This is a genomic window from Nonomuraea corallina (genome assembly GCF_027620315.1).
In the GTDB taxonomy this organism is placed as follows: domain Bacteria; phylum Actinomycetota; class Actinomycetes; order Streptosporangiales; family Streptosporangiaceae; genus Nonomuraea; species Nonomuraea corallina.
The window spans coordinates 1-21,054 of the sequence record NZ_JAPNNL010000032.1 but is presented as its reverse complement, the minus strand read 5'-3'; the positions used below and the strand labels follow the sequence as shown (position 1 = coordinate 21,054).

Below are 21,054 nucleotides of genomic sequence, written 5' to 3'. Positions count from 1 at the left end.
CTCCTGGGTCGTCAGATGGCGCGGTCGCGGCCCTCCCAGTACGGGGCGCGCAGCTTGCGTTTGAGCAGCTTGCCGTTGGGCTCGCGGGGCATCTCCTCGATGAAGTCGACGGTCTTCGGCCACTTCATCCTGGCCAGGCGGCCCTCCAGCGAGCCGAGGATCTCGGCGGCCAGCTCCGGGCCCGGTTCGGCGCCGGGGGCGGGCTCGACGACGGCCTTGATCTGCTCGCCCCACTCGTCGTCGGGGATGCCGAACACGGCGACGTCGGCGACCTTCGGGTGGACCATGATCTCGTTCTCGATCTCGGCCGGGTAGATGTTCGCCCCACCGGAGATGATCATGTCGGACTTGCGGTCGCACAGGAACAGGAAGCCGTCCTCGTCCAGGTAGCCGATGTCGCCGACGGTGAAGAAGTCCTTGAGCCGGTTCTCCTCGGTCTTGGCCGGGTCGCCCTTGTACTCGAAGGAGGCGCCCAGCATCTTCATGTAGATGGTGCCGGGGGTGCCGGCGGGCACCGGCTCGCCTTCCTCGTCGGCGATGAGCAGCTCGGTGATGGGCCAGGCGCTGCCGACCGTGCCGGGGCGCGCCTTCCAGTCCTGGGGCGTGGCCAGGGTGCCGCCGCCCTCGGTGGCCGCGTAGTACTCGTAGACCACGTCGCCCCACCACCGGAGCATGTCCTGCTTGACCGGTACGGGACAGGGCGCGGCGGCGTGGATCATCCACCGCAGCGAGGACAGGTCGTAGGCGTGCCGGGTCTCCTCGGGCAGGGCCAGCAGGCGCTTGAAGTGGGTGGGCACCAGGTGGGAGCTGGTGATCCGGTGGCGCTCGCAGAGCCGGAGCATCTCCTCGGCGTCCCACCGGTCCATGTACACGAGGGTGTGTCCCAGGTGCAGGGCGGTGCCGCCGAACTGGCTGACGGCGGTGTGGTAGCTGGGCGAGGTGACCAGGTGGGCGTTGGGCTGCCCCGGGGTGATGCCGAACAGGGCGAGCAGGAACGTCATCAGCTCCGCGCCGTCGTCGGGGTCGAGCCCGCTCAGCGGGCGGCGCACTCCCTTGGGCCGGCCGGTGGTGCCGGAGGTGTAGTGCATGGTGGCGCCCGCGGTGCGGTCGCCGGGCAGGGTGTCCGGCCGGCCGGCCGTGAGCTCGTCCAGCGGCCGGAAGCCCGGCAGGTCCGCGACGGCGAAGCGCCGCTCGGGGGCGACGGCGTCCGTCGCCCGCACGGCCTCGGTCGCGTACCTGGGGTGCGCGACGAACGCCTTGGCCTCGCTGTCGGCCAGGATGTACGCGATCTCCGGCCCGGTCAGATGCCAGTTGATCGGCGTGTAGTACCAGCCGGCCTGGAGAGCGGCCAGATAGAGCGCGAGCCCGTCGGAGCCGTTGGGCACCAGCCCGCAGAAGCCGTCGCCGGTCCGCAGCCCGAGCGCGCGCAGCCCGTGGACGATCCGGTTGGCGCGGGCGAGGAGGTCGCCTGCCCGGTGCTCGGTGCCGTCGGGGTCCACGGCCGCGATCCAGCCGGGGTCCGCCTGTGCCAGCCGCCAGAAGCCGAGCGTGCCCATCGGTACTCCTCACCAGGTGTTCGAGGCCCCGAGCCAGGCGAAAAAAGAACAGGTTCTCATTTCTTTCGGGCAGCGTAACCCGCGGCTATGGTGTGAGCAAGCGCTTGATTTGAGGAGGAGTGAGTGGAGCTTCTGCCGATCAGCACCCCCCACTGCCGCGTGGAACGCGACCACCATGTGGTGATCGTCACCATGAACCGTCCCGAGGCCCGCAACGCGCTCTCCCTCGACATGCTCGTCGGCATGGCGAGCGCCTGGGCGTACGTGTCGGCCGAGCCGGACGTCCGGGTGGCGATCCTGACAGGCGCGGAGGGCACGTTCTGCTCCGGCGCCGACCTCAAGGCGATGTCCGCTCCCCCGTCGGATCCCGAGGTCGCGGCCCGGGCCGAGGGGATCGCGAACTACCACTGGAAGGGCCTGCTCCGCGAGGACCGGCCCACCAAGCCGGTCATCAGCGCCGTCGAGGGCCACGCGGTGGCGGGCGGCACCGAGCTGCTGGTCGGCACCGACCTGCGGGTGGTGGCGGAGTCGGCCACGCTCGGCCTGTTCGAGGCCAGGCGCGCGCTCTTCCCGATGGGCGGCTGCGCCGTCCGCCTGCCGCGCCAGATCCCGTACTGCCACGCGATGGACCTCCTCCTCACGGGCCGGGCCGTCACCGCCGCGGAGGCGCTGATGATGGGCCTGGTGAACAAGGTCGTGCCGGACGGCCAGGCGCTGGCCGCCGCCCGCGAGCTGGCCGGGAGCGTGGCGGCGTCCGGACCGCTGGCCGTCCAGGCGATCCTGCGCACCTACCGCGACACCGAGGACCTCGCGGAGGCGGAGGCCCTCAAGGTGTCGGACGAGCTGGGCTGGACGGTCATCGGATCACAGGACGCAGAAGAGGGCGCCCGAGCCTTCCGCGAAAAGCGCCCCCCGACCTACCGGGGCCGCTAGTCGCGGGTGATGCGGTCGAGGCGTTCGAGGGCTTCGGCGAACTCCTCCACCAGGGAGTAGACGACGTCCTTGGTGGAGCGGACCTGGTTGGTGACGCCGATGATCTGACCCGCCGGGAAGGTGGTCAGCTCGGCGGCGTCGGAGCGGCCGATGCGCCGCAGCGCGTCCGACACCAGCATGAACTGCAGCGGCATCGGCAGCGTGCCGGGCGACTCGGCCGACTCCCAGGCGTCGGTCCACTCGTTCTTGAGCAGCCGGGCGGGCTTGCCCGTCCAGCTGCGGGAGCGGACCGTGTCGCGGGAGGTGGCGGCGAGGATGCGCTGCCTGGCCAGCTCGGGGGTGTCGGCCTCCTCGACCGTCAGCCAGAGCGAGCCGGTCCAGACGCCTTCGGCGCCCAGCGCGAGGCCCGCCGCCATCTGACGGCCGTTGCCGATGCCGCCCGCCGCCAGCACCGGCACGTCCACGGCGTCCACCACCTGCGGGATGAGCACCATGGTGGAGATCTCGCCGGTGTGGCCGCCGGCCTCGGTGCCCTGCGCCACCACGACGTCCACGCCCACCTCGACCTGCTTGAGCGCGTGGCGCGGGGTGGAGGCGAGGGCGGCGACCAGCACGCCGTGCGCGTGCGCCTGCTCGACGACGTCGGCGGGCGGCGGCCCGAGCGCGTTGGCCAGCAGCGCGATCGGGTGCCGGAGCGCGACCTCGACCTGCGGCCTGGCGGTGGCGTCCGTCCAGCCGAGCAGCACCCGGCCGGGGTCGGCGTCCTGCGACAGGGGCGGCACGCCGTGCGCGGCGAGCAGGTTCTCGACGAACTGCCGGTGCCCCTCGGGGATCATCGCCTGGAGGCGGCCGACGAGGTCCTCCGCCGGGAAGTCGGCGCCCTCGTACGAGGCCGGCATGACGACGTCCACCCCGTACGGCTTGCCGTCCACGTGGTCGTCGATCCAGGCGAGCTCCTGTTCGAGCTCTTCCGGGGTGAAGTAGAGGGCGCCCAGGACGCCCATGCCGCCTGCTTTGCTGACGGCGGCCACCACGTCGCGGCAGTGGCTGAACGCGAAGATCGGGAGGTCGATGCCGAACAGGTCCGTCACACGGGTCCGCATGTCCCGACGATACGGCCGCGAACCGCGAACTGCAACGCGTTCTACTACAAGACCTTTCGCTCTTACTGGCGAGTAACTTAAATCTAGAACACGTTTCAATTTGCCGTTGTAACGGTCCCGGGTAAAGAAAAGGGCCCGCACGGGGCGGGCCCTTTCGAAAAACGGGGTCAGATGCGGCGGCGGCGTCCCAGCACCACGCCGGCCAGGATCAGCGCGACGCCCACGATGAGCAGCACCAGCGGGATGGTGTTGCGCAGCAGGTTGATCTGGCTCTTGGCGGACTCGGCGTTGTCGACCAACTGGTTCACCGTCTGGTCGGTCATCTTGGCGGTGGCGACGAAGGCCGCGGCGCGCTCCACGCCGTCCTGGGTCTTCAGCACCTCGTGCCGCTGCACCTCCTGCTTGACCGGGGAGCCGGTGACGGGCTCGACCCAGTAGGTGGTCTTGCCGTCGTACCAGCGGTCGATCTGCACGTCACCGGTCACGTCGGTGATGCCGACGATGTTGGCCGGGATCGTCTGCGTGGTGGTCTTGGTCGGCGGCACGACCTGCTCGAACACGTACGCGTCGATGCCGTTGACCTTCTCCTCCCGCACGAACCTGGCGTCGAAGGCCGCCCTGGCGGTGGAGTTGAAGACCTTGTACGTCTTCTTCTCCACGTCGAACGGCCACTTGTAGATCTGGCCCTCCAGGGTGACCGGGGCCTTGGCGACGTTCACCCCGCAGCAGTTCACGGCCACGCCGGAGTACTTGTCGAAGGCGCTGCGCCGGTCGGAGATGTCGACCGACCTGCGACTGTTGGTCACGTCGTTGACCACCGTGGCCTCGTCCCAGACGACGCGGTCACCGGTGGCCTCCTTCACGTCGCCGCGGGTGGTGACGATGATCTCGAGGTCGGCGTTGAGGACCTTGAGGTCCTGGCGCGAGAAGTACTGCGCGCCCTTCGCCTCCAGGTGGGAGATGCCGAACTGGTTCGCGGGCGCGGAGATGAGCTGCTCGGCCGCCCAGAATTTCAGCAGCGGGGCGAGCGCGATGAAAAACGCGCCGAGCCCGATGAGGACGAGCGTTGAAATACGACCCATCGAGACCTCCGCAAAATTAGAACGTGTTGTCGTCTGTTTCATGTGACCTGCATCAAAGTATGACAGTGAGTGATCGACGTCACCTGCCGGACCGGAGCCGCAACCAAATCGATAGAAACATGTTCTATCGTGGTTCCGGTTACCGGACCCGGAGGGTGAGAGCACTGAAGAGAGACGCCGCTCTCGACGGCATCCGCGCCTTGGCCGCGCTCGGCGTGTGGCTGCTCCACGTGGCCAGCAACACCGGCGTGATGTACGGCGAGGGCATGTACGCCTGGCTGCTGTCCCGGCTCGGGATGGCCGTGCCGGTCTTCTTCCTGCTGTCGGGCCTGCTGCTGTACCGGCCGTGGGCCAAGGCCGCCGTGGAGGGCACGCCGCGCCCCGCCGCCGGCCTCTACCTGTGGCGGCGGGCACTGCGCGTGCTCCCCGTCTACTGGCTGGTCGTCTCGCTGGCCCTGTGGGCCTGGACGCCGCTCGACTGGACCGGCTGGGTGGTCTGGCTGCTCCTGCTGCAGAACTACGTCCCGGGCATGAACAGCGCCGAGGGCCTCTACCAGATGTGGACGCTGCCCATCGAGATGGCGTTCTACCTGGTGCTGCCGATGCTCGCCTGGGCGCTGCACCGGTGGGCCGTCAGGGGCGGCGACAGGGGCGGCAACGTGCCGGTCCGGCTGCTCGGCGGCATCGCGGTGCTGCCGGTCGTCTCGGTCGCCACGGTGGTGGCCTCCCGGGTGCTGGAGATGCCGCAGCTGGCCCTCTGGCTCCCGTACCACCTGGTGTACTTCGCCTGCGGCATGGCGATGGCCGTGCTGTCGGTCTGGCTCGGCGGCAGCCGGGTGATCGGCTCGCTCGCGCCCCAGCTGCTGGTGCTCGCCTTCCTGCTGTACGCGGTGCTCTCCACGCCGCTGGCCGGCCCGCGCACGCTCACCCTGCCGACCCTCGGGGAGTCGCTGCTCAGGGTGACCCTGGAGGCGGCCGTGGCCGTCCTCGTGGTGGCGCCGTTCGCGCTGGCGCCCGACCCCGGCTCGCTGCGGCACCGGCTGATCGGCAACCCGGTCGCGGCCTACCTGGGCCGCATCTCCTACAGCTTCTTCCTGTGGCACGCCCCGGTCATCACCGTGCACCGGCAGATCACCGGCGACCCGCCGTTCACGGGCGACTTCGTCAGCCTGGCGGTGGTGTCGTTCATCGTGTCGCTGCTGCTGAGCGTGGCGAGCTATCACCTGATCGAACATGTCGCGCTCACGCTCGGCCGGCGCCGGTCAGCACCTGCTCGGCCGCCGGAATCCCCGGCTCCGCAGCCGGTCGCTCCCGCCGCGTGACGAGCCGCCCGAACAGCGCCCCCACGGCCGCGCAGGCCAGGAGCTGCGGCACCTGGTCCATCAGCGGCCCCGGGTCGATCCCGTACCCGCGCAGCGTCAGACCGGCGGCCTGGGCGCCCGCGGCCGCGCAGAACATCACCGCCGTCAGCCAGTACGCGCCCTTCCAGCGCCCGCTCAGCCACAGTGTCAGCGCCCCGGCGGCGACCAGGGTGAGCATGCCGGGCGTGCCCGCGATCCAGTAGCCGAACGCCAGCCCCGCCACCACCGCGTACGGCGCCCGCCAGCGCGACAGCCGCGAGCGGTCCGCCGGGGCGGCCGCGCGGACGTGCTCGGGGCGCGGGCCGAGCGGCACCAGGGAGAGCAGCGCCAGCAGCGCGATCCCGCCCAGCCCGGCGACGAGCGCGAACCAGTAGGTCCGGTCGGGCAGGTACTCCAGCCGCACGGCGCCCGAGGTGCCGGCGGGCAGCTCCCACGCCTGCTTCCAGCCGTCGACCCGGACCGGCCGCAGCGTCCGGTCGCCGACCGTCGCCCGCCAGCCGGCGTTGAAGTTCTCGCCGATCACCAGGAAGGCGTCCTCGGGCGCGCTCACGCGCACCTCGCGCACGGACTGCGTCCAGGTGCCGGCCCACGCCGCCGTGTCCACCTGACGGGACGTCCCCGGCAGGGTCCCCACGGCCAGGTTCTCCACCTGGAACGGCTCCCACCCGGCCACCTTGACCCGGTTGTCGCCCTCCAGCAGCTCGGCCTCCTCGCAGCCGGTGATCTGCACCGGCCGCTGCTCCAGCAGGTCCCGGTGGCTGCCGGCGACGCGGGTCTCGATGACCCGGCCGTTCACCTCGATCCGCGGCCCGATGCCGCAGGCGAGGCGGAGCGGGATGTCGCCCGGGGTGCCGGCCTTGGCGACGCCGGGGATGGCCAGCTCGGTGACCTGCACGCGCTGCGAGAGGGGGAAGAACCGGATCTTCAGCTCGGTGGTGGTGATCGGGTCGAAGCGCACGTACCCCTGCTCGTCGACCCGGCCGCCGCGCGAGACGCCGTCGTCGCCGGTGACCACGACGTCGAGCGACTGGGTGTCGCCGCCCGGCCTGCCGACCTGGATGCGGGAGATCTTCTTCTTGCCCTTCCAGGCGACGGTGAGCGCGGGCTCGCGGTCGCCGTCGGCCGGGACCCAGGTGGTGGTCAGGTCGCCGTCGAACGCGGACCGGGGCGCGACCACCGCGTCGTCGCTGAGCTGCGAGGTGCCGGACACGCGGGTCACCGCGCCGCTGACCCGGGTGAACCGGTCCACGAGCGCGCTGTCGCGCAGCACGGCCGTGCCGCGCAGCGTGACCGGCCCCTTCTCCTCAGCGGTGAACGTCCGGTCGAAGCCGCTGCTCTCCTCCCCGGTACGGGCCAGCCGCGCCGGATTGCACACCCACCGGTTCACGCCGCGCATGCACCCGGACCTGGCGTCCAGGCCGCGGTCCATGACGAACACCTCGCCGGAGCCGGGCAGCCGGATCGTCCGCCCGGCGGTCACCCCCGGCACGCTGAGCTCGACGATCCCGGCGCGCTGGCCGTAGACCCAGTCACCGGGCAGGATCGAGGTGATCGTGATCCGGATCCACGAGGTCTGCCCCTCGGGCAGGGTCAGCCACTGCGGGTCGGTCGTCCGTTCGACCTCCTGTTCCAGGCGGCCGGCCTCGGTCTCCACGGCCACCCGGCCCACCGACTGGCCGAGCAGGACCTCGCCCCCGAACATGACCTGGACGCGGGAGACCTGGCGGCGGGACGGCAGGTCGACCTGGAGCCACTGGCCCGCGGGCGAGCGCGCGCCGTCGGTCTCCCAGCCGGTGCCGACGTCGCCGTCCATCGCCGACCAGGGGCCGCGCGACGGGTCGCTGACCCCGGCGGGCGCGCCGGCGTCCGCGGCCGAGGAGGAGGCGGTGATGTCCGCGATGCCGTCGTACTCGGCGGTCGCGGTGTTCTCCAGCCAGCCCTTCTCCAGCAGGTCCTTGGCCAGCACGCCGGTGAAGCCGGCCCGCGCGTCCTCGGTGAGGGTCGGGCTGACGTTCGAGCGCAGCTCGCCGAAGTGCCGTTCGCGCAGCCGCAGCGAGTCGGTCACCACCTCGGGGGCGTCGACCCCGCCGGCGTCGTCGTTCACCAGGACCGGCCCGTCGCCGAGCAGGCCGAGGTCGCCCATGCTGAGCAGCGAGTCGGGGCCGCCGCGCACCCGCAGCGCCTCCCCGGCCGGCCGCACCGTGACCAGGTCGGCCGGTTCCGCCACCTCGTAGAGGTCGAGCGCGGGGAACGCGGCGTCGAGCGCGTCCACGGCGTCGTCGCCGAACACGTCGCCGATCGGCTCGCCGAACGAGCGCACCTTGGTGATGCCGGGCGACTCGCTCATCGCCTCGTGGATCCGGGCCGGCCAGGCGCCCTTGAGCTGCTCCCTGAGCAGGTCGTTGCGGGCGAGCACGTAGCGCACGCCCATGCGCTTGAGCACCTCGGTCAGCCCGGCCGAGCCGTGCCCGGCGGTCAACCGCTGGTCGACGGCGTCCAGCAGCCTGCTCATCCCCACCGAGCCCGGCGGGGTGATCTGCCGGGCCGTCCACCGGACGCTGGACAGGGGCTGGAGCGGCTCGTCCATCGGCCGGCCCCACACGTACTCGCCGAACGCGGCGCCGGGCACGACCAGCACGCCGGACTCGCCCGCGTTCTCGTCCAGCCAGGCGGCGGCCTCCTGCCAGTGGTCGGGGACCTGCTTGAAGACGCCCGGGTACGCCAGACCCTGGTTGAAGACCGGCAGGACCAGCGCGGCGAACGCGGCCACCGCCACCGTCCGCAACGGCAGCCTGGCCCGGCCGAGCACGCTCGCCAGCAGGTGGGCCAGGCCGAACGCGAGCGCGAGCCGGATCAGCGGGTCGAACTTGCGCAGGTTGCGCAGCGGCGCGAGCGGGCCGTCGAGCAGCCACCGGATCGGCTCGGCGATCGCCGGCTCCAGCGCGCTGATGTGCCCGGCGGTCACCGCGGCCGTCCCGACCAGGAGGAGCGTGACGAGGAAGCCCTTGGCGGGCAGGTCGCGGCGGGCCAGCCCGGCCAGGCCCAGCGCGGCGATGACACCGGTGACGGCGACCATCGCGCCGGAGGTGGCGATCGCGTAACCGGGCGGCTGCTCGAACACGCCGCTGAGCGGCAGGAAGCGCACCCAGTCGGAGGCGCCGCGCAGCGCGTTCGTCAGCGACGTGACCTGCGTGGTCGCGGCGGAGGTCTCGGTGTAGGGCAGGAACGAGAACGCGTACCGGCCCACCAGCAGCAGCGGCAGCGTCCAGAAGAGGGTGGCCACCGAGACGGCGGCGGTCCACCAGCCGAGCATGCGCCAGCGCGGCACCGGGCGCGGCCGGGTGAGGATGTAGACGACGGGGGCGACCAGCACGGCCAGCACCGCGACCGCGTTCACCCCGCCGCACAGCGCGACGGCCAGCCCCGACCGGACCGCCGCCCTGGCCCGCTGCCCCGTCTCGGCGGCGGTGAGCAGCGGGATCAGGATCCACGGCAGCATCGCGGCGGGCAGCCACTCGATCGAGATCTCGCCGACGATCGACAGCGCGCGGGGGGCCAGCGCGTACGCCAGCGCGCCGGCGATCCGGGTGCCGGGCGTGCCGATGCCGAGCTTGCCGGCCAGCCGTTCCGCGCCCAGGAACGCCGCGCAGAACAGCAGCGTCAGCCAGAGCCGCTGGGTGATCCACGGTTCGACGCCGGCCAGGTCGCCGAGGGCGAAGAACGGGCCCATCGGGAACAGGTAGCCGGCCGCCTGGTTCTGGAGCTGACCGAAGTGCTGCAGGTCCCACAGGTGGGTGGCGCGCTCCAGCCAGCCGAGCGGGTTCAGCGCCAGGTCGAGCTTGGTGTCGGAGATCAGGTGGCCGGGCTTGGTGGTGAACGCCAGGATCGCGAAGCCGACGCAGCACAACAGCAGCCAGAACCGGTGCCGGGCTCTGTCCGTCACCGCTCCTCCAGGTTCGCACCGCTGATCAGCGCCATCAGGCGATCGGCGCCGGCGTCCCAGGAGAACCGGCCAGCCCATTCACGACATTTCATGTTATAGGCGTCGGGGCCCTCACGAGTCAGCTCGTCCAGGGCGGCGGCGAGGCCCTTGGCCAGGTCCGTCGCCGGCGAACCCGTCTCGGGCACCAGCCAGCCCGTCTCCCCGTCCCGTACCGCGTCCCGCAGCCCGTCCACGTCGAACGCGACGGTCGGCACGCCGAGGGCGGCAGCCTCCACCACCGACAGCCCCCAGCCCTCGCCCTGCGAGGCGCTGACGTGCACCCACGCCGAGGCGATCAGGCGTTCCTTCTCCTCCTCGGGCAGGTAGCCGTGGAGCGTGACGCCCTCGGGCAGCCGGGCGCGCAGCGCGGCCTCCTCCGGGCCGCGGCCGACGACGTCGACCGTCAGGTCCGGCCACCGCTCGCGCAGCTCCGCCACCGCGTCCAGCAGCACGTCCACCCGCTTGTGCGCGACCAGCCTGCCGACGCAGACGACCCTCGGGACCGGGCTCCTGACGACCTCGGGCGGCGGGCCGGCGGTCACGCCGTTGTGCACCACGTGGATCGGGCCGCTCCAGCCCAGCCGCTCCCGCATGGCGCGGACGGTGGACGGCGACACGGCCACGCTCGCGTGCCCGCGATAGGTCCAGCGCGATACCGGCCCCTCCAGGAACCGTCCCACCGCGGCCAGCCACCACGGCAGGTGCAGACCGAACTGCCGGTCGTGCACGTGGTGCACGACCAGCAGGATCCGGGTGCGGCGCGGCAGCACCCACGGCGTGAAGAACGGGATGCCGTTCTGGCAGTCGAGCACCGCGTCGAACCTGCCGCGCCTGGCCAGCAGCCAGAGCAGCACCAGCGGGTAGACGGTGAACACCCCGCCCATCCGGCGCACCCGTACCCCGTCGCGGGTCTGGGCCCGTGACTGGCCGGGGGCCCGCGCGGTCACGAAGCACACCTCGTGGCCCGCGCGGGCCATCCGGCTCGCCATCTGCCAGGCGTAGGTCTCGGCGCCACCGGAGTCGGGGTGCCAGGGGTCGCGCCAGTTGACGACGGCCACTTTCATGAATCGTTCACGGATATCCGACGGGGTCGAGGGGAGGTTCCCAGGCGGGCGAGACGGACGCGGGCGGGAAGGCCCGCAGCCGCAGCCAGATCCGGCCCAGCTCCAGCAGGATGCCGAAGCTGTGCCGGGCCGGCGAGAACCGCGATCCCGGCATGTCACGCCAGTCGACCGGGATCTCCCGCACCCGCGAGCCGCGACCGGTGCAGCGCGCGAGGAGTTCCACGTCGAACGCGAACCCGGGGGTGCGGAGTTCGGCGGCCACCTCGCGGGCCAGCGGCCCGTCGAAGAACTTGAACCCGCACTGGGTGTCGCTCACCCCGCGCACCAGCGCCCTGGCCAGTGCGCGGAAGCCGACCGCGCCGATCTCGCGGACCCGGCTGTGACGGTTCTCGACGCTCGAGGACGTGTGCGCCCGGGAGCCGATCACGACCCGTTCACCGGAAAGGAGAAGGCTGAGCGCGACGTCGACGGCGGCCAGGTCGGTGGCCATGTCGGCATCGCAGAACCCAACGAACGGAGCACGGGTCTCGATCAGTCCCGCACGGACCGCCGCCCCCTTCCCGGGCTCGGGGCAGCTCACCAGCCGGACCGGTACCTGGCCCTCGGGCCAGGTACGGACGATCTCGGCGGTGCCGTCCGTGCTGTTGTTGTCGACGACGATGACGGCGGTCGGAAACGGCATGCGGGCAAGCTTCGCGCACAGCTGCAGGAGCCCCCCGGGAAGTCGGCGTTCCTCATTGTGGGCGGGAACGACGATCTCGAGCAGTGGTCGCCGGCTCGCCCTCGCGTCCCTGGCGGAGGAGGGCGACATGGCGGCGCTCTGTTACCGCACGCCGTAGTTGTAGAGCGGCTGGTTGACAGGCGTGGCGGTGGACCCGGTCAGGGAGACGGTGGTGATCGTCATCACGAGGGCGGCCACGGCGACGCCGATGATCGCCGCTAAAAAGACCTTGATCACGGGGGTTCCTCCTGAAATGACAGAGTCCGGGACTGGGCACAAACCTAGAACCAATTACTGCTACTCGCTAGTAGCTAGACCGGATTTTTACCAAAGCGCTGGTAGCACCCCTTACTAGGGCGTACGCGACGGCTCCAACCTGTAGAGACGCAGCTCGGGGGCATCGACCACGACCTCGGCATCCCGGAGCCAGTCGGCGAACCGCTTGCACTCCTCAACTGTCCCCGCATCAACTATGACGTACCTGAATCCCAGACCGGCCAGGTCAGGAGAACGGCCTTCTAGTACGCGTTCTACCTCTGTGGCGCGAGGGTCCTCGCTCCGCACGACCAGCTCGCCCACGCGCACCACGTCGTTCGTCACCACCCGCCGCCCCGGCACCGCGAAGAACCGCTGCGCCGGGTCGAGCACCGGCCGGCCGCCGTTCCAATCAAATCTGCGGTACGACTCGAACGGCAGCACCAGCACGTCACCTGGAGCCGGATCGTCACGCAGCGTCACTCTCGCCTCGTACCACGCCCGGGGGTAAGGGACCGCGTCGAGCGCCCCCAGCGCCCCCCACGCCATCGTCGGCAGCACGGCCACCGGCACCGCCACCAGCAGACCCGCCAGCACACCCGCCGGCGCCCGCCGCCCGCGGTCCCGCCCGGCCGCCGGGACCCGCTCAGGCTCCGCCTCGGGAACCCGCCCGGCCTCCGCGACCGCTCCGGGAACCCGCGCGGCCGCCGCCGCCAGCAGTCCGATCCCCACGGCCGCGAGCAGCGCGACCGGCGCCACGTACTGCTGCGCGTCCCGGAAGACGGCGAACCCGCCCCAGACGCCGACCAGCCACTTCAGCGCCGACCGTCCTGCCTCGGTGACGCCCGCGCCGGCGATCGCGAACCCGATGACGCCCGCCAGCGCCAGCCCGTTCCGGTACGGCAGCCCGCGCCCCAGCCGGACGAACGCGGCGATCCCCACCACCGTGAGCAGCAGCCGCGCCACCGCCCCCACGACCTCCCCGTATCCCACGGGCACGGCGTTGGCGTTCCAGATGCCGCCCAGGGACAGCAGGCTCCCCAGGGTCCCGAACGGCGTGTCGGCCCGCGACGCGAACGCCTCCACCCCGACCGGGTCCCCCGCCAGGCCGTGCGGCCGGAGGGCCGCCGGGACCAGCCAGGGCAGGCAGAAGGCGCCCAGCACGACCCCGGTCCGCAGCACCCGCGCCCACGGGCCGCGGTGATCGCCGTCCGCCGCGCCCGCCCGCGCCGGCCTCCGCAAGAGCGCGGCGACCGGGAGGGCCGTGACGGCGGTGACCAGCATCGCCGCGAAGCCGCCGGTCGCCGCCGGCAGGAGGGAGACGGCCAGGCGGCGGCCCCGGCACAGGGCGTGGACCACCCACGGCAGGCCCGCGTACCCCAGCAGGAGGGCCCACTGGCCGATCAGCAGCCGCTCGGCCACGTACGGGTTCCAGACGTAGAAGGCGGCGGCGGCGAGCCGGGGCGCCAGGCCGGGCGAGGGGACGAGGACGGCCACCCCGGAAGCCCCCAGGACGAAGACGGCCAGCAGGATCAGCTTCTGCACCAGCTCCCCCGGCAGGACCTGGGAGAGCGCCGTGACCACGGCGTCGCTGGGCACCACCCGGGGCGCGCCGCCCGCGAGCCCGAAGGTGAAGCGGGAGAAGGCCGGGTCGGGGACGAAGACCATGTCGTGGATCAGCACGAAACCCCAGCTCAGGGCAGGTCCGAGCGCGAGGGTCGCGAGGGTGAGACCGAGGACGGCCCCGGCCAGGGCGGCTCTGGCCTGGTGAGGCATTCTGCTATGACATCACACCTCGATGACTGCTTTTCCCAGCATGTCGCCATATGGGAGATGGGTCCGCCATGCTGGCGGTGGGGGCCGGGACCAGGGGAGGACGGCGGTGACCGCGAGAACGGGCCGCGGCGACATGGTGCTCGCCGCGGGGCTGGCCATGGTGGCCGCCGCGCTGGTGTGGAAGTTCGAGCTGATCCGCCGCACGTACTTCCGCCAGGACGACTTCATGTTCATCGCCCGCGGCCTCGAACAGGGGCTGACCTGGGACTACCTGATGCGGATCGACTGGGGCCACCTGATGCCGGCCCCGTTCGCGATCCACTGGGCGATGGGCCGCCTGGGCGTCTACAACGAGGTGCTGGCCCACGCCGTGACCGTGTGCCTCCTGGCCGCGGCCGGGCTGGCGGTGCTGCGGCTGCTGCGCGTGCTGTTCGGGTCCCGGCCGGCGATCCTGCTGCCGCTCGGGTTCTATCTGCTCACGCCGATGACGCTGCCCTCGACCGTGTGGTGGGCGGTGGTGGTGGAGATCCTGCCGTTCCAGACGGCACTGGCGATGGCGCTCAGCTCGCACGTCCTCTACACCCGCACCCAGCGCTTCCGGCACGCGCTCGCGGCGGCGGGATGGACCGTGGTCGGGATGGCCTTCTTCGTCAAGGCCCCGTTCATCCCGGTGCTGGCCCTGGTGCTCACCCTCGGCTGGCTGAACCGGTCGGGGACCAGGCGGGTCTGGCTGCTGTACGCGGCGGTCCTGGTCCCGTACACGGTGATCTTCTTCCGGCAGCTGTTCACGACGGTGCAGCTCACGAACGTGACGTTCGAGCCCGCGCTGCCGTCGGCCGAGGTGGCGGCCGGCACGGCGTGGAAGCTGCTGACCGGGTCGCTGGTGCCGGCGTCGCTGGGCGGGCCGTGGGACTGGCAGCCGATCGGCGACGACTACGCGCTGGGCGCCCCGCCGGCCGCGCTCATGTGGGCGGCCTGCGCCGCCGCGGCCGTCGCGGTCGCGCTCTCCGTGCGCCACCGGCGGCGGGCCTGGCTCGCCTGGACGATGCTGCTCGGCTACGTGCTGCTGGCCGACGTGGTGCCGATCTGGCTGGGGCGGGCCTCCGCGCTGGGAGCCGACCTGGCCGGGTTCGAGCTGCGGTACGTCTCCTCGACGGCGGCCCTGGTGACCGTGGTGATCGGGCTGGCGTTCATCCCGGTGGCGGGCGAGGAACGGCCCTGGCTGCGGCCTCCGCCGTCGTGGTCGCGGCGGGCCTGGGCGCCGGCTGCGGCCGTGGTCGCGGCGGGCTCGGTCTGGTCGGTGACCGCCTTCGGCGCGCTCCCTCTGGGCAGGAACGTCGAGGGCTACGTGGAGACCGCCCGCGTCGCGCTGGCCCGGGCGCCCTCCGGCTCGGTCGTGCTGGACACGTACGTGCCCGCCAAGGTGGCCGAACCGATCTTCTTCTACCAGTACGCCCGGGTCTCCACCGTCCTCGGCCCGCTCGCCCCCCACCCCGTGAGCTGGACGGAACGGCTGTCCGGGCCGGTCGGCGCCCCGCTCATGTTCGACGCCCGAGGCCGGCTCAACCTGGTCGACCTCGACGGCGTCACCGTGCCCGCGGGCGCCTCCTGCACGCCCGTCGGCGCCGGCGAGGTGGTCTTCCCGCTGCCCGAGCCGCTGCCGGGTGACGAGTGGACGGTACGGGTCGCGTACCTGAACGGGGCGGAGACCACGCTCGTCGTCCGGCTGGGCGGCTCCCAGGCCGAGGTCCGGGCGGGCCGGGACCTCGGCGTCACCTACGCCACCGTCAGCGGCGCGGGCTCCGAACTGGCCCTCAGGACGATCGGCGGGGCGGGCGCGTGCGTCGGCGAGATCAAGGTCGGCAAGCCGGCGCCGGCCGAGAACGGCACGCCGGTCCCCGCACGGCCGGTGCTGCCGTGAGGGGACCGGGTGGGGTCACTTGCCCGGCTCGGGGTCCCTGGGCAGGCCGAGCAGGCGCTCGCCGATGATGTTCAGCTGCACCTCGGTCGTGCCGCCGTAGATGGTCATCGCCCGGGTGGCGAGCACGGCGCGGTTCCAGTAACCGGGGTCGCCGAGCTTCATGTCGGCGGCCAGCGTGGCCTGCGCGCCGATCAGGCTCACGGCGGTCTCGGAGACGTGCTGGGCGTGCGAGGTGGACAGCAGCTTGCGCACCGAGGCGTCGGCGCCCGGCTCGTTGCCGGCGAGCTGCTTGAGCGTCACCCGCAGCGACAGCGCGTTGATCGAGTGGCTCTCGCAGATGACGCCCGCGAGCTGGTCCGCCTCGACGGGCGTGAGCTCGCGGCCGAGCCGGCCGACCAGCCCGAGCAGGTCGGGCACGGACGCGCCGGTGCCGCCGGAGCCGGACGAGAGCGAGACGCGCTCGTTCGAGAGCGTGTTCCTGGCGACCTTCCAGCCGTCGCCGACCTCGCCGACCACGAGGTCGTCGGGGACGAACACGTCGTCCAGGAAGACCTCGTTGAACAGGTTCTCGCCGGTCATCTCGGTGAGCGGGCGGACGGTGACGCCAGGGGACTTCATGTCGACGAGGAAGTACGTGATGCCCTCGTGCTTGGAGCCCTCGCTGGAGTTGCGGGCGATGCAGATGCCCCACTCGGCGACGTGCGCGACCGACGTCCAGATCTTCTGGCCGTTGAGCCGCCAGCCGCCCTCGACCTTCTCCGCCTTCATCTGCAGGGAGGCCAGGTCGGAGCCGGCGCCGGGCTCGGAGAAGAGCTGGCACCAGATGATCTCGCCGCTGAGCGTCTTGGGCAGGAACCGCTCCTGCTGCTCGGGCGTGCCGTAGACGGCGACGGAGGGCACCACCCAGGCGCCGATGATCAGCGCGGGGAGCTTGACCTTGGCGGCCTTCAGCTCCTGGGCGATGAGCACCTGCTCCAGCGGGCTCGCGCCGCGGCCCCAGGGCCTGGGCAGGTGCGGCATGACGAAGCCGCGGGCGGCCAGCGCCCGCCTCTGCTCCTTGCCCTCCAGCCGGGCGATCTCCGCGATCTCGGCGCGCAGGGCCTCGCGCAGCGGCTCGGCGTCCTCCGGCAGGTCGAGCTCCATCTCGCGGCCGACGCCGCGCAGGGCCAGCTCGCTGACGCGGGCGGCCCACTCGGCGGACGGGCCGAGCAGCGCGCGCAGGGTGAGCGCGCGCCGGTAGTAGAGGTGGGCGTCGTGCTCGAAGGTGTAGCCGATGCCGCCGAAGGTCTGGATGGCGTCCTTGGCGCACTGCACGGCGGCGTCCGGAGCCATGACCCCGGCGATCGCGGCCGCGTAGTCGAGCTCCTGGCCGTCGGCGCGGGTGGCGTCCCAGACCGTGGCGCGGGCCTGCTCCAGCGCGACCAGCATGCGCGACAGCTTGTGCTTGATGCCCTGGAACTGGCCGATCGGCCGGCCGAACTGCACCCGTACCTTGGCGTAGGCGGCGGCGGAGCTGACGCACCAGGAGGCGAGGCCCGCGGCCTCGGCGCCGAGCAGGACGGCGGCGATGTTGCGGACGTCGGCGCTCTCCACCCCGTCGAGCACCCGGTCGGCGGGCACGGTGACGCCGTCCAGCTCGACCTTGGCCACGGACCTGGTGAGGTCGAGCGACTGGAGCGAGGTGACGGTCGCCGCGGCGGCGTCGACCGCGACCCACAGCTCGCCGTCGTCGGTGGCGACCGGCAGCACGATCACGTCGGCCGTCGCGCCGCCGAGGACGGGCTCCGCGGCGCCGGACACGGTCAGCGAGCCGTCGCCCGCCCGCGTGCCGGTGAGGGCGCCGGACAGGGCCAGCGCGCCGGTGCGGGTGCCGTCGGCCAGGCCGGCCAGCAGCTCGTGGTGCTTGGAGGCGTGGATGACCGCGCCGGCCAGCACGGTCGGCACGTACGGGCCGGGCACCATCCGCTCGGCCAGCGCCTCGACGGCGACGGCCGCCTCAAGCAGCCCGTATCCCGAGCCGCCCGCCTCCTCCGGCAGGTGGAGGCCGAGCAGACCCTGCTCCGCCAGTCCCGGCCAGAAGGCCGGCCGCTCGTCGGCGGCGGAGCGCAGCGCGTCGGTGGGAATGCTGCGCTCCGCCCAGCGGCTCACCGACTCGTGGAGCGCCTCGTGCTCCTCGCTCAACCCGATCGCCATCGCTCATCCTCCAGGCGGTTTCCGTAGATGCCAGAACCATATTCTAGAGGACGCTTCTGGCCTAGAGGGGACGAACTTTCTCCGCCAACGTGTTCAGATCCGCCCAGTAAGCCCGTCCGCTCTCCGGGATCGAGGCCAGCAGCATCGCCGGCTTGGCCTTGCCCACCTCCAGGACGGACACCAGCGCGTGCCCGGTACGCCGCTCGCCGCCGTCGGGGTAGGCCACCCGGAAGGCGAGTGTCCAGCCCTCGCCCCCGGCCGCCTTCCGGGAGCCGGTCCAGGTCAGGGTGGCGCCCTCCGGATACTGCGTACGCAGCGCCCAGCGGGCGGCCCTGGCCGCGATCGCGCGGTAGTCGGCGTCGGACGCGGGCTTCGTCTCCGGGGTCGCGCCCGGCAGCATCGCCGATGCGATCACGGTCTGCGGCACCTCGACCTCGCCGACCCGCTGCGCGTACGCGAACGGAGCGAACGACCTGGCCCGCCACGGGCCGCCCAGCCGGGGATAGCTGATGCCGGTCCTGGCGTCGCTGACGGTGCCGGTGACGGCGGTGGCCGTGCCGGGCAGGTCCGCGAACGCCAGCCGCGAGGGCACCGCCGGCAGCGTCGCCCCTCCGCCGGCGGCGCCGGGCGTGGGACTGTCCGACACCGACGGGACCGGGGCGACCGGGACGACGTCCTCCTCGTTCGCCGGCCGGGTGGGCACGTCGCCGGAGAAGATCACGAACACCAGGAGGACGGCGGCCACCGTGGCGACGATCGCGCCCAGCAGGTAGACGACCTTGATCGGGATGTCGCCGATCCGGCTGAGCAGCCCGCCCTTCGGCGGAGGCGGTGGTCCCGGCGTCGCGGGCAACGTCTCGGCCGGCCGGAACGGCCCGCCGGCCGTCCCCGCCCCGGAGAGCCCGCCGTCCCTGACCGGCCCCGACCCGACCCGCACGGGCCCGACCCGCGCCCGCGGACCGGCGGGCAACGGGTCACCGGACGGCGACGCGGCCCCCGCCGTGGAGCCGCCTTTGGAGCCACCCGCCGTGGAGCCGCCTTTGGAGCCGCTGGCCGTGGGACCGCCCTTGGCGCCGCTGGCCGTGGAGCCGCTCCTGGTCGCGGGTTCGGGACCCGCGCTCTTCGGTCCGGCGTCGGGGGCTGGTGCGGCTCCTTCGGAACTGTCCCGGCGGAAGACGATCGTTTCCTCCTCCGCAGGCACGACGATCTTGCGAAAGGGAGCGGTGGGAGCATCGTTGTCGTTGTTCTGATCGCCGACGTCCGCCATGGAGTCGAGGCTACGTCACCCCGAGGGGCGACATTTCCCCCAGAACCCCAGCAGAACTACATTCTGTATCGTCCCCTCCATCCACGCCGGTCCCCCGCACCCGACGGCCCGGCCGACCGGCGACGTACGGGAAGGCGTATCTTTCGCCTTGAGCTGGGCAGACTACGAGACATGCGCAAGATCGCTGGAGGGCTGGCCGCCGCCGTCCTGGTCACCGGATGCGCCGGCGTGTCCGGCGCTCCTGGCGCGACCTCACCCACCGCCTCGCCGACCACCTCGCCGACCGCTCAGGCCACCCCCGCCACACCCGGCGCCACCGCTCCCCCTCTGCCGCTGGAGCAGACGTACGAGCGCGTGATCTCCCAGGTGTTGCCCTCGATCGTGCAGATCACCACGGCCACGGGCCTCGGCTCCGGCGTGGTCTACGACGACCAGGGCCACATCGTGACCAACGCCCACGTCATCGGCGAGGCCACCGAGGTGGAGGTCACGCTCGCCACCGGCGGCGGTTCGCGCGTCGCCAAGGTGGTCCAGTCCTTCCCGGCCGGCGACCTCGCGGTGATCAAGGTGGACGACCCGCAGGGCCTGCGCCCGGCGAGGTTCGGCGACTCGTCCAAGCTGCGCGTGGGCCAGCTCGTGCTCGCCATGGGCAATCCGCTGGGCCTGTCCGGCAGCGTCACCGACGGCATCGTCTCCGCCGTCGGCCGCACGGTCACCGAGCCCCAGGACTCCGGCTCCCCCGGCGCGACGATCGCCGGAGCCATCCAGACCTCGGCCGCGATCAACCCGGGCAACAGCGGCGGCGCCCTCGTCGACATGGCCGGCCAGGTGATCGGCATCCCGACCCTCGCCGCCACCGACCCGTCGCTCGGCGGCGGCGCGGCGCCGGGCATCGGCTTCGCGATCCCCAGCAACACCGCCACGGACATCTCCGCCCAGATCGTCAAGCACGGCCGCGTGATCAACAGCCACCGGGCGGCGCTGGGCATCACGGGATCCACGGTGATCGGCGACACCGGCCAGCCCGCCGGCGTCGGCGTCCGCTCGGTCCAGAGCGGTGGCGGCGCCGCCAAGGCGGGCATCCGCGAAGGCGACGTCATCATCTCGGTCGGCGGCAAGGAGACCCCCACCATCGCCGCGCTCACCGAACTCCTCACCGGCTACAAGCCGGGTGACAAGGTCGAGGTCGAGTTCGTACGCGCCAGCGCGCGCGACGGCGAACGGCAGAAGGTCACCGTCACCCTGAGCGAGCTCCAGACGGACTGAACGGCACAGGGCGGGCAGCGACTCGGCGCGTACCCGCCGCTCACACGCGGACACCTCAGCCATGTCCCGCTCGGGCCTGGCCGACGTCCCGGGAGACGAGCATCCCAAGTTTCCGGACGTGCCCGCCGCCCGTCCTCGTGCTGCCGTCCGGGCGCCGTCACAGTCGTGGACATGACACAGACGACAGCACGCACCAGGGGCCGCAACTGGGGCAGATTCACTCTCCACTACGTGGAGATGGTCATCGCGATGTTCGCCGGCATGTTCCTGCTGGCTTGGCTCGAATCCCTGGCGGGCCTGAGCTTCTCGTACGACACGCAGCCGGAGGCCGCCTACCTGCTGATGGCGCTCAACATGTCGATCGGCATGGCCGCGTGGATGCTCTTCCGCGGGCACGGCTGGGGATCGACGCTGGAGATGTGCGCGGCCATGTTCGCGCCGGCCGTGCCGCTCTTCCCGCTGCTGTGGCTGGGGCTCATCGACGGCCACGGGGTGATGATGGCGGCGCACGTGGCGATGTTCCCGGCCATGCTGGCCGTCATGCTGCGCCGCCTGGACGAGTTCGCGGGGCACG

Annotated in this window: 15 protein-coding genes; 5 read left to right on the top strand and 10 right to left on the bottom strand. The window is 72.4% G+C overall.

Annotation, left to right across the window (positions count from 1 at the left end; genetic code table 11):
* Positions 1-11: 11 nt before the first annotated feature.
* A complete protein-coding gene (locus OUY22_RS11135; protein WP_270154781.1) occupies positions 12-1,556 on the bottom strand; it encodes an acyl-CoA synthetase in 1,545 nt (514 codons plus the stop codon).
* A 123-nt stretch (positions 1,557-1,679) separates the two neighbouring features.
* On the opposite strand from OUY22_RS11135, the gene OUY22_RS11130 reads away from it, so the two are divergent.
* A complete protein-coding gene (locus OUY22_RS11130) occupies positions 1,680-2,489 on the top strand; it encodes a crotonase/enoyl-CoA hydratase family protein (RefSeq protein ID WP_270154780.1) in 810 nt (269 codons plus the stop codon).
* Here the strand turns inward: OUY22_RS11130 and OUY22_RS11125 are convergent.
* Both OUY22_RS11125 and OUY22_RS11120 read right to left on the bottom strand, forming a co-directional pair.
* Positions 2,486-3,592 (bottom strand): NAD(P)H-dependent flavin oxidoreductase, encoded by a 1,107-nt coding sequence (locus OUY22_RS11125; RefSeq protein ID WP_270154779.1) that lies wholly within the window; start codon positions 3,590-3,592, stop codon positions 2,486-2,488. The two genes, OUY22_RS11130 and OUY22_RS11125, sit on opposite strands and share 4 nt — an antisense overlap.
* A 167-nt stretch (positions 3,593-3,759) precedes the next feature.
* The gene (locus OUY22_RS11120; RefSeq protein ID WP_270154778.1) at positions 3,760-4,674 is read right to left on the bottom strand and encodes a DUF3068 domain-containing protein; all 915 of its coding nucleotides are present in this window, start codon (positions 4,672-4,674) and stop codon (positions 3,760-3,762) included.
* A 155-nt stretch (positions 4,675-4,829) separates the two neighbouring features.
* Here OUY22_RS11120 and OUY22_RS11115 point away from each other — a divergent pair, with 155 nt between their 5' ends.
* Positions 4,830-5,996 (top strand): acyltransferase family protein, encoded by a 1,167-nt coding sequence (locus tag OUY22_RS11115; protein ID WP_270154777.1) that lies wholly within the window; start codon positions 4,830-4,832, stop codon positions 5,994-5,996.
* On the opposite strand, the gene OUY22_RS11110 is transcribed toward OUY22_RS11115, so the two are convergent.
* The 5 genes from OUY22_RS11110 to OUY22_RS11090 form a co-directional block, all read right to left on the bottom strand.
* Positions 5,917-9,978: an alpha-(1->3)-arabinofuranosyltransferase domain-containing protein gene (locus OUY22_RS11110; RefSeq protein WP_270154776.1), complete on the bottom strand. Its 4,062-nt coding sequence runs from the start codon at positions 9,976-9,978 to the stop codon at positions 5,917-5,919. The two genes, OUY22_RS11115 and OUY22_RS11110, sit on opposite strands and share 80 nt — an antisense overlap.
* Entirely contained in the window at positions 9,975-11,081 is a 1,107-nt protein-coding gene (locus tag OUY22_RS11105; RefSeq protein WP_270154775.1) for a glycosyltransferase family 4 protein, read from the bottom strand. The genes OUY22_RS11110 and OUY22_RS11105 overlap by 4 nt, the downstream gene beginning before the upstream one ends.
* A gap of 7 nt (positions 11,082-11,088) precedes the next feature.
* Positions 11,089-11,892 carry a glycosyltransferase gene (locus OUY22_RS11100; protein WP_270154774.1) on the bottom strand — a complete coding sequence of 268 codons (804 nt, stop codon included), beginning with the start codon at positions 11,890-11,892 and terminating at the stop codon, positions 11,089-11,091.
* 12 nt (positions 11,893-11,904) lie between these two features.
* Positions 11,905-12,039 (bottom strand): hypothetical protein, encoded by a 135-nt coding sequence (locus tag OUY22_RS11095; RefSeq protein WP_270154773.1) that lies wholly within the window; start codon positions 12,037-12,039, stop codon positions 11,905-11,907.
* A gap of 114 nt (positions 12,040-12,153) precedes the next feature.
* Positions 12,154-13,833, bottom strand: coding sequence for a hypothetical protein (locus OUY22_RS11090; protein WP_270154772.1), 1,680 nt, complete (start codon positions 13,831-13,833; stop codon positions 12,154-12,156).
* Between the two features lie 106 nt (positions 13,834-13,939).
* Between OUY22_RS11090 and OUY22_RS11085 the strand changes: the two genes are divergently transcribed.
* Complete coding sequence (locus tag OUY22_RS11085) at positions 13,940-15,754, top strand: hypothetical protein (RefSeq protein ID WP_270154771.1); 1,815 nt, start codon at positions 13,940-13,942, stop codon at positions 15,752-15,754.
* Between the two features lie 15 nt (positions 15,755-15,769).
* On the opposite strand, the gene OUY22_RS11080 is transcribed toward OUY22_RS11085, so the two are convergent.
* Both OUY22_RS11080 and OUY22_RS11075 read right to left on the bottom strand, forming a co-directional pair.
* Entirely contained in the window at positions 15,770-17,947 is a 2,178-nt protein-coding gene (locus OUY22_RS11080) for an acyl-CoA dehydrogenase (protein WP_270154770.1), read from the bottom strand.
* A gap of 61 nt (positions 17,948-18,008) precedes the next feature.
* The gene (locus OUY22_RS11075) at positions 18,009-19,214 is read right to left on the bottom strand and encodes a hypothetical protein (protein WP_270154769.1); all 1,206 of its coding nucleotides are present in this window, start codon (positions 19,212-19,214) and stop codon (positions 18,009-18,011) included.
* Positions 19,215-19,385: 171 nt separating this feature from the next.
* Between OUY22_RS11075 and OUY22_RS11070 the strand changes: the two genes are divergently transcribed.
* Together OUY22_RS11070 and OUY22_RS11065 are read left to right on the top strand one after the other, a co-directional pair.
* Entirely contained in the window at positions 19,386-20,480 is a 1,095-nt protein-coding gene (locus OUY22_RS11070) for a S1C family serine protease (protein WP_270154768.1), read from the top strand.
* A 171-nt stretch (positions 20,481-20,651) separates the two neighbouring features.
* A partial coding sequence (locus tag OUY22_RS11065; protein WP_270154767.1) for a hypothetical protein occupies positions 20,652-21,054 on the top strand: 403 nt, incomplete at its 3' end.

Bases quoted from the DNA above. Each gene is read 5' to 3' on its own strand.
- OUY22_RS11135 (WP_270154781.1), bottom strand. From the start codon at position 1,556: ATGGGCACGCTCGGCTTCTGGCGGCTGGCACAGGCGGACCCCGGCTGG.
- OUY22_RS11125 (WP_270154779.1), bottom strand. From the start codon at position 3,592: ATGCGGACCCGTGTGACGGACCTGTTCGGCATCGACCTCCCGATCTTC.
- OUY22_RS11120 (WP_270154778.1), bottom strand. From the start codon at position 4,674: ATGGGTCGTATTTCAACGCTCGTCCTCATCGGGCTCGGCGCGTTTTTC.
- OUY22_RS11105 (WP_270154775.1), bottom strand. From the start codon at position 11,081: ATGAAAGTGGCCGTCGTCAACTGGCGCGACCCCTGGCACCCCGACTCC.
- OUY22_RS11100 (WP_270154774.1), bottom strand. From the start codon at position 11,892: ATGTCGCCCTCCTCCGCCAGGGACGCGAGGGCGAGCCGGCGACCACTG.
- OUY22_RS11090 (WP_270154772.1), bottom strand. From the start codon at position 13,833: ATGCCTCACCAGGCCAGAGCCGCCCTGGCCGGGGCCGTCCTCGGTCTC.
- OUY22_RS11080 (WP_270154770.1), bottom strand. From the start codon at position 17,947: ATGGCGATCGGGTTGAGCGAGGAGCACGAGGCGCTCCACGAGTCGGTG.
- OUY22_RS11075 (WP_270154769.1), bottom strand. From the start codon at position 19,214: ATGGCGGACGTCGGCGATCAGAACAACGACAACGATGCTCCCACCGCT.
- OUY22_RS11070 (WP_270154768.1), top strand. From the start codon at position 19,386: ATGCGCAAGATCGCTGGAGGGCTGGCCGCCGCCGTCCTGGTCACCGGA.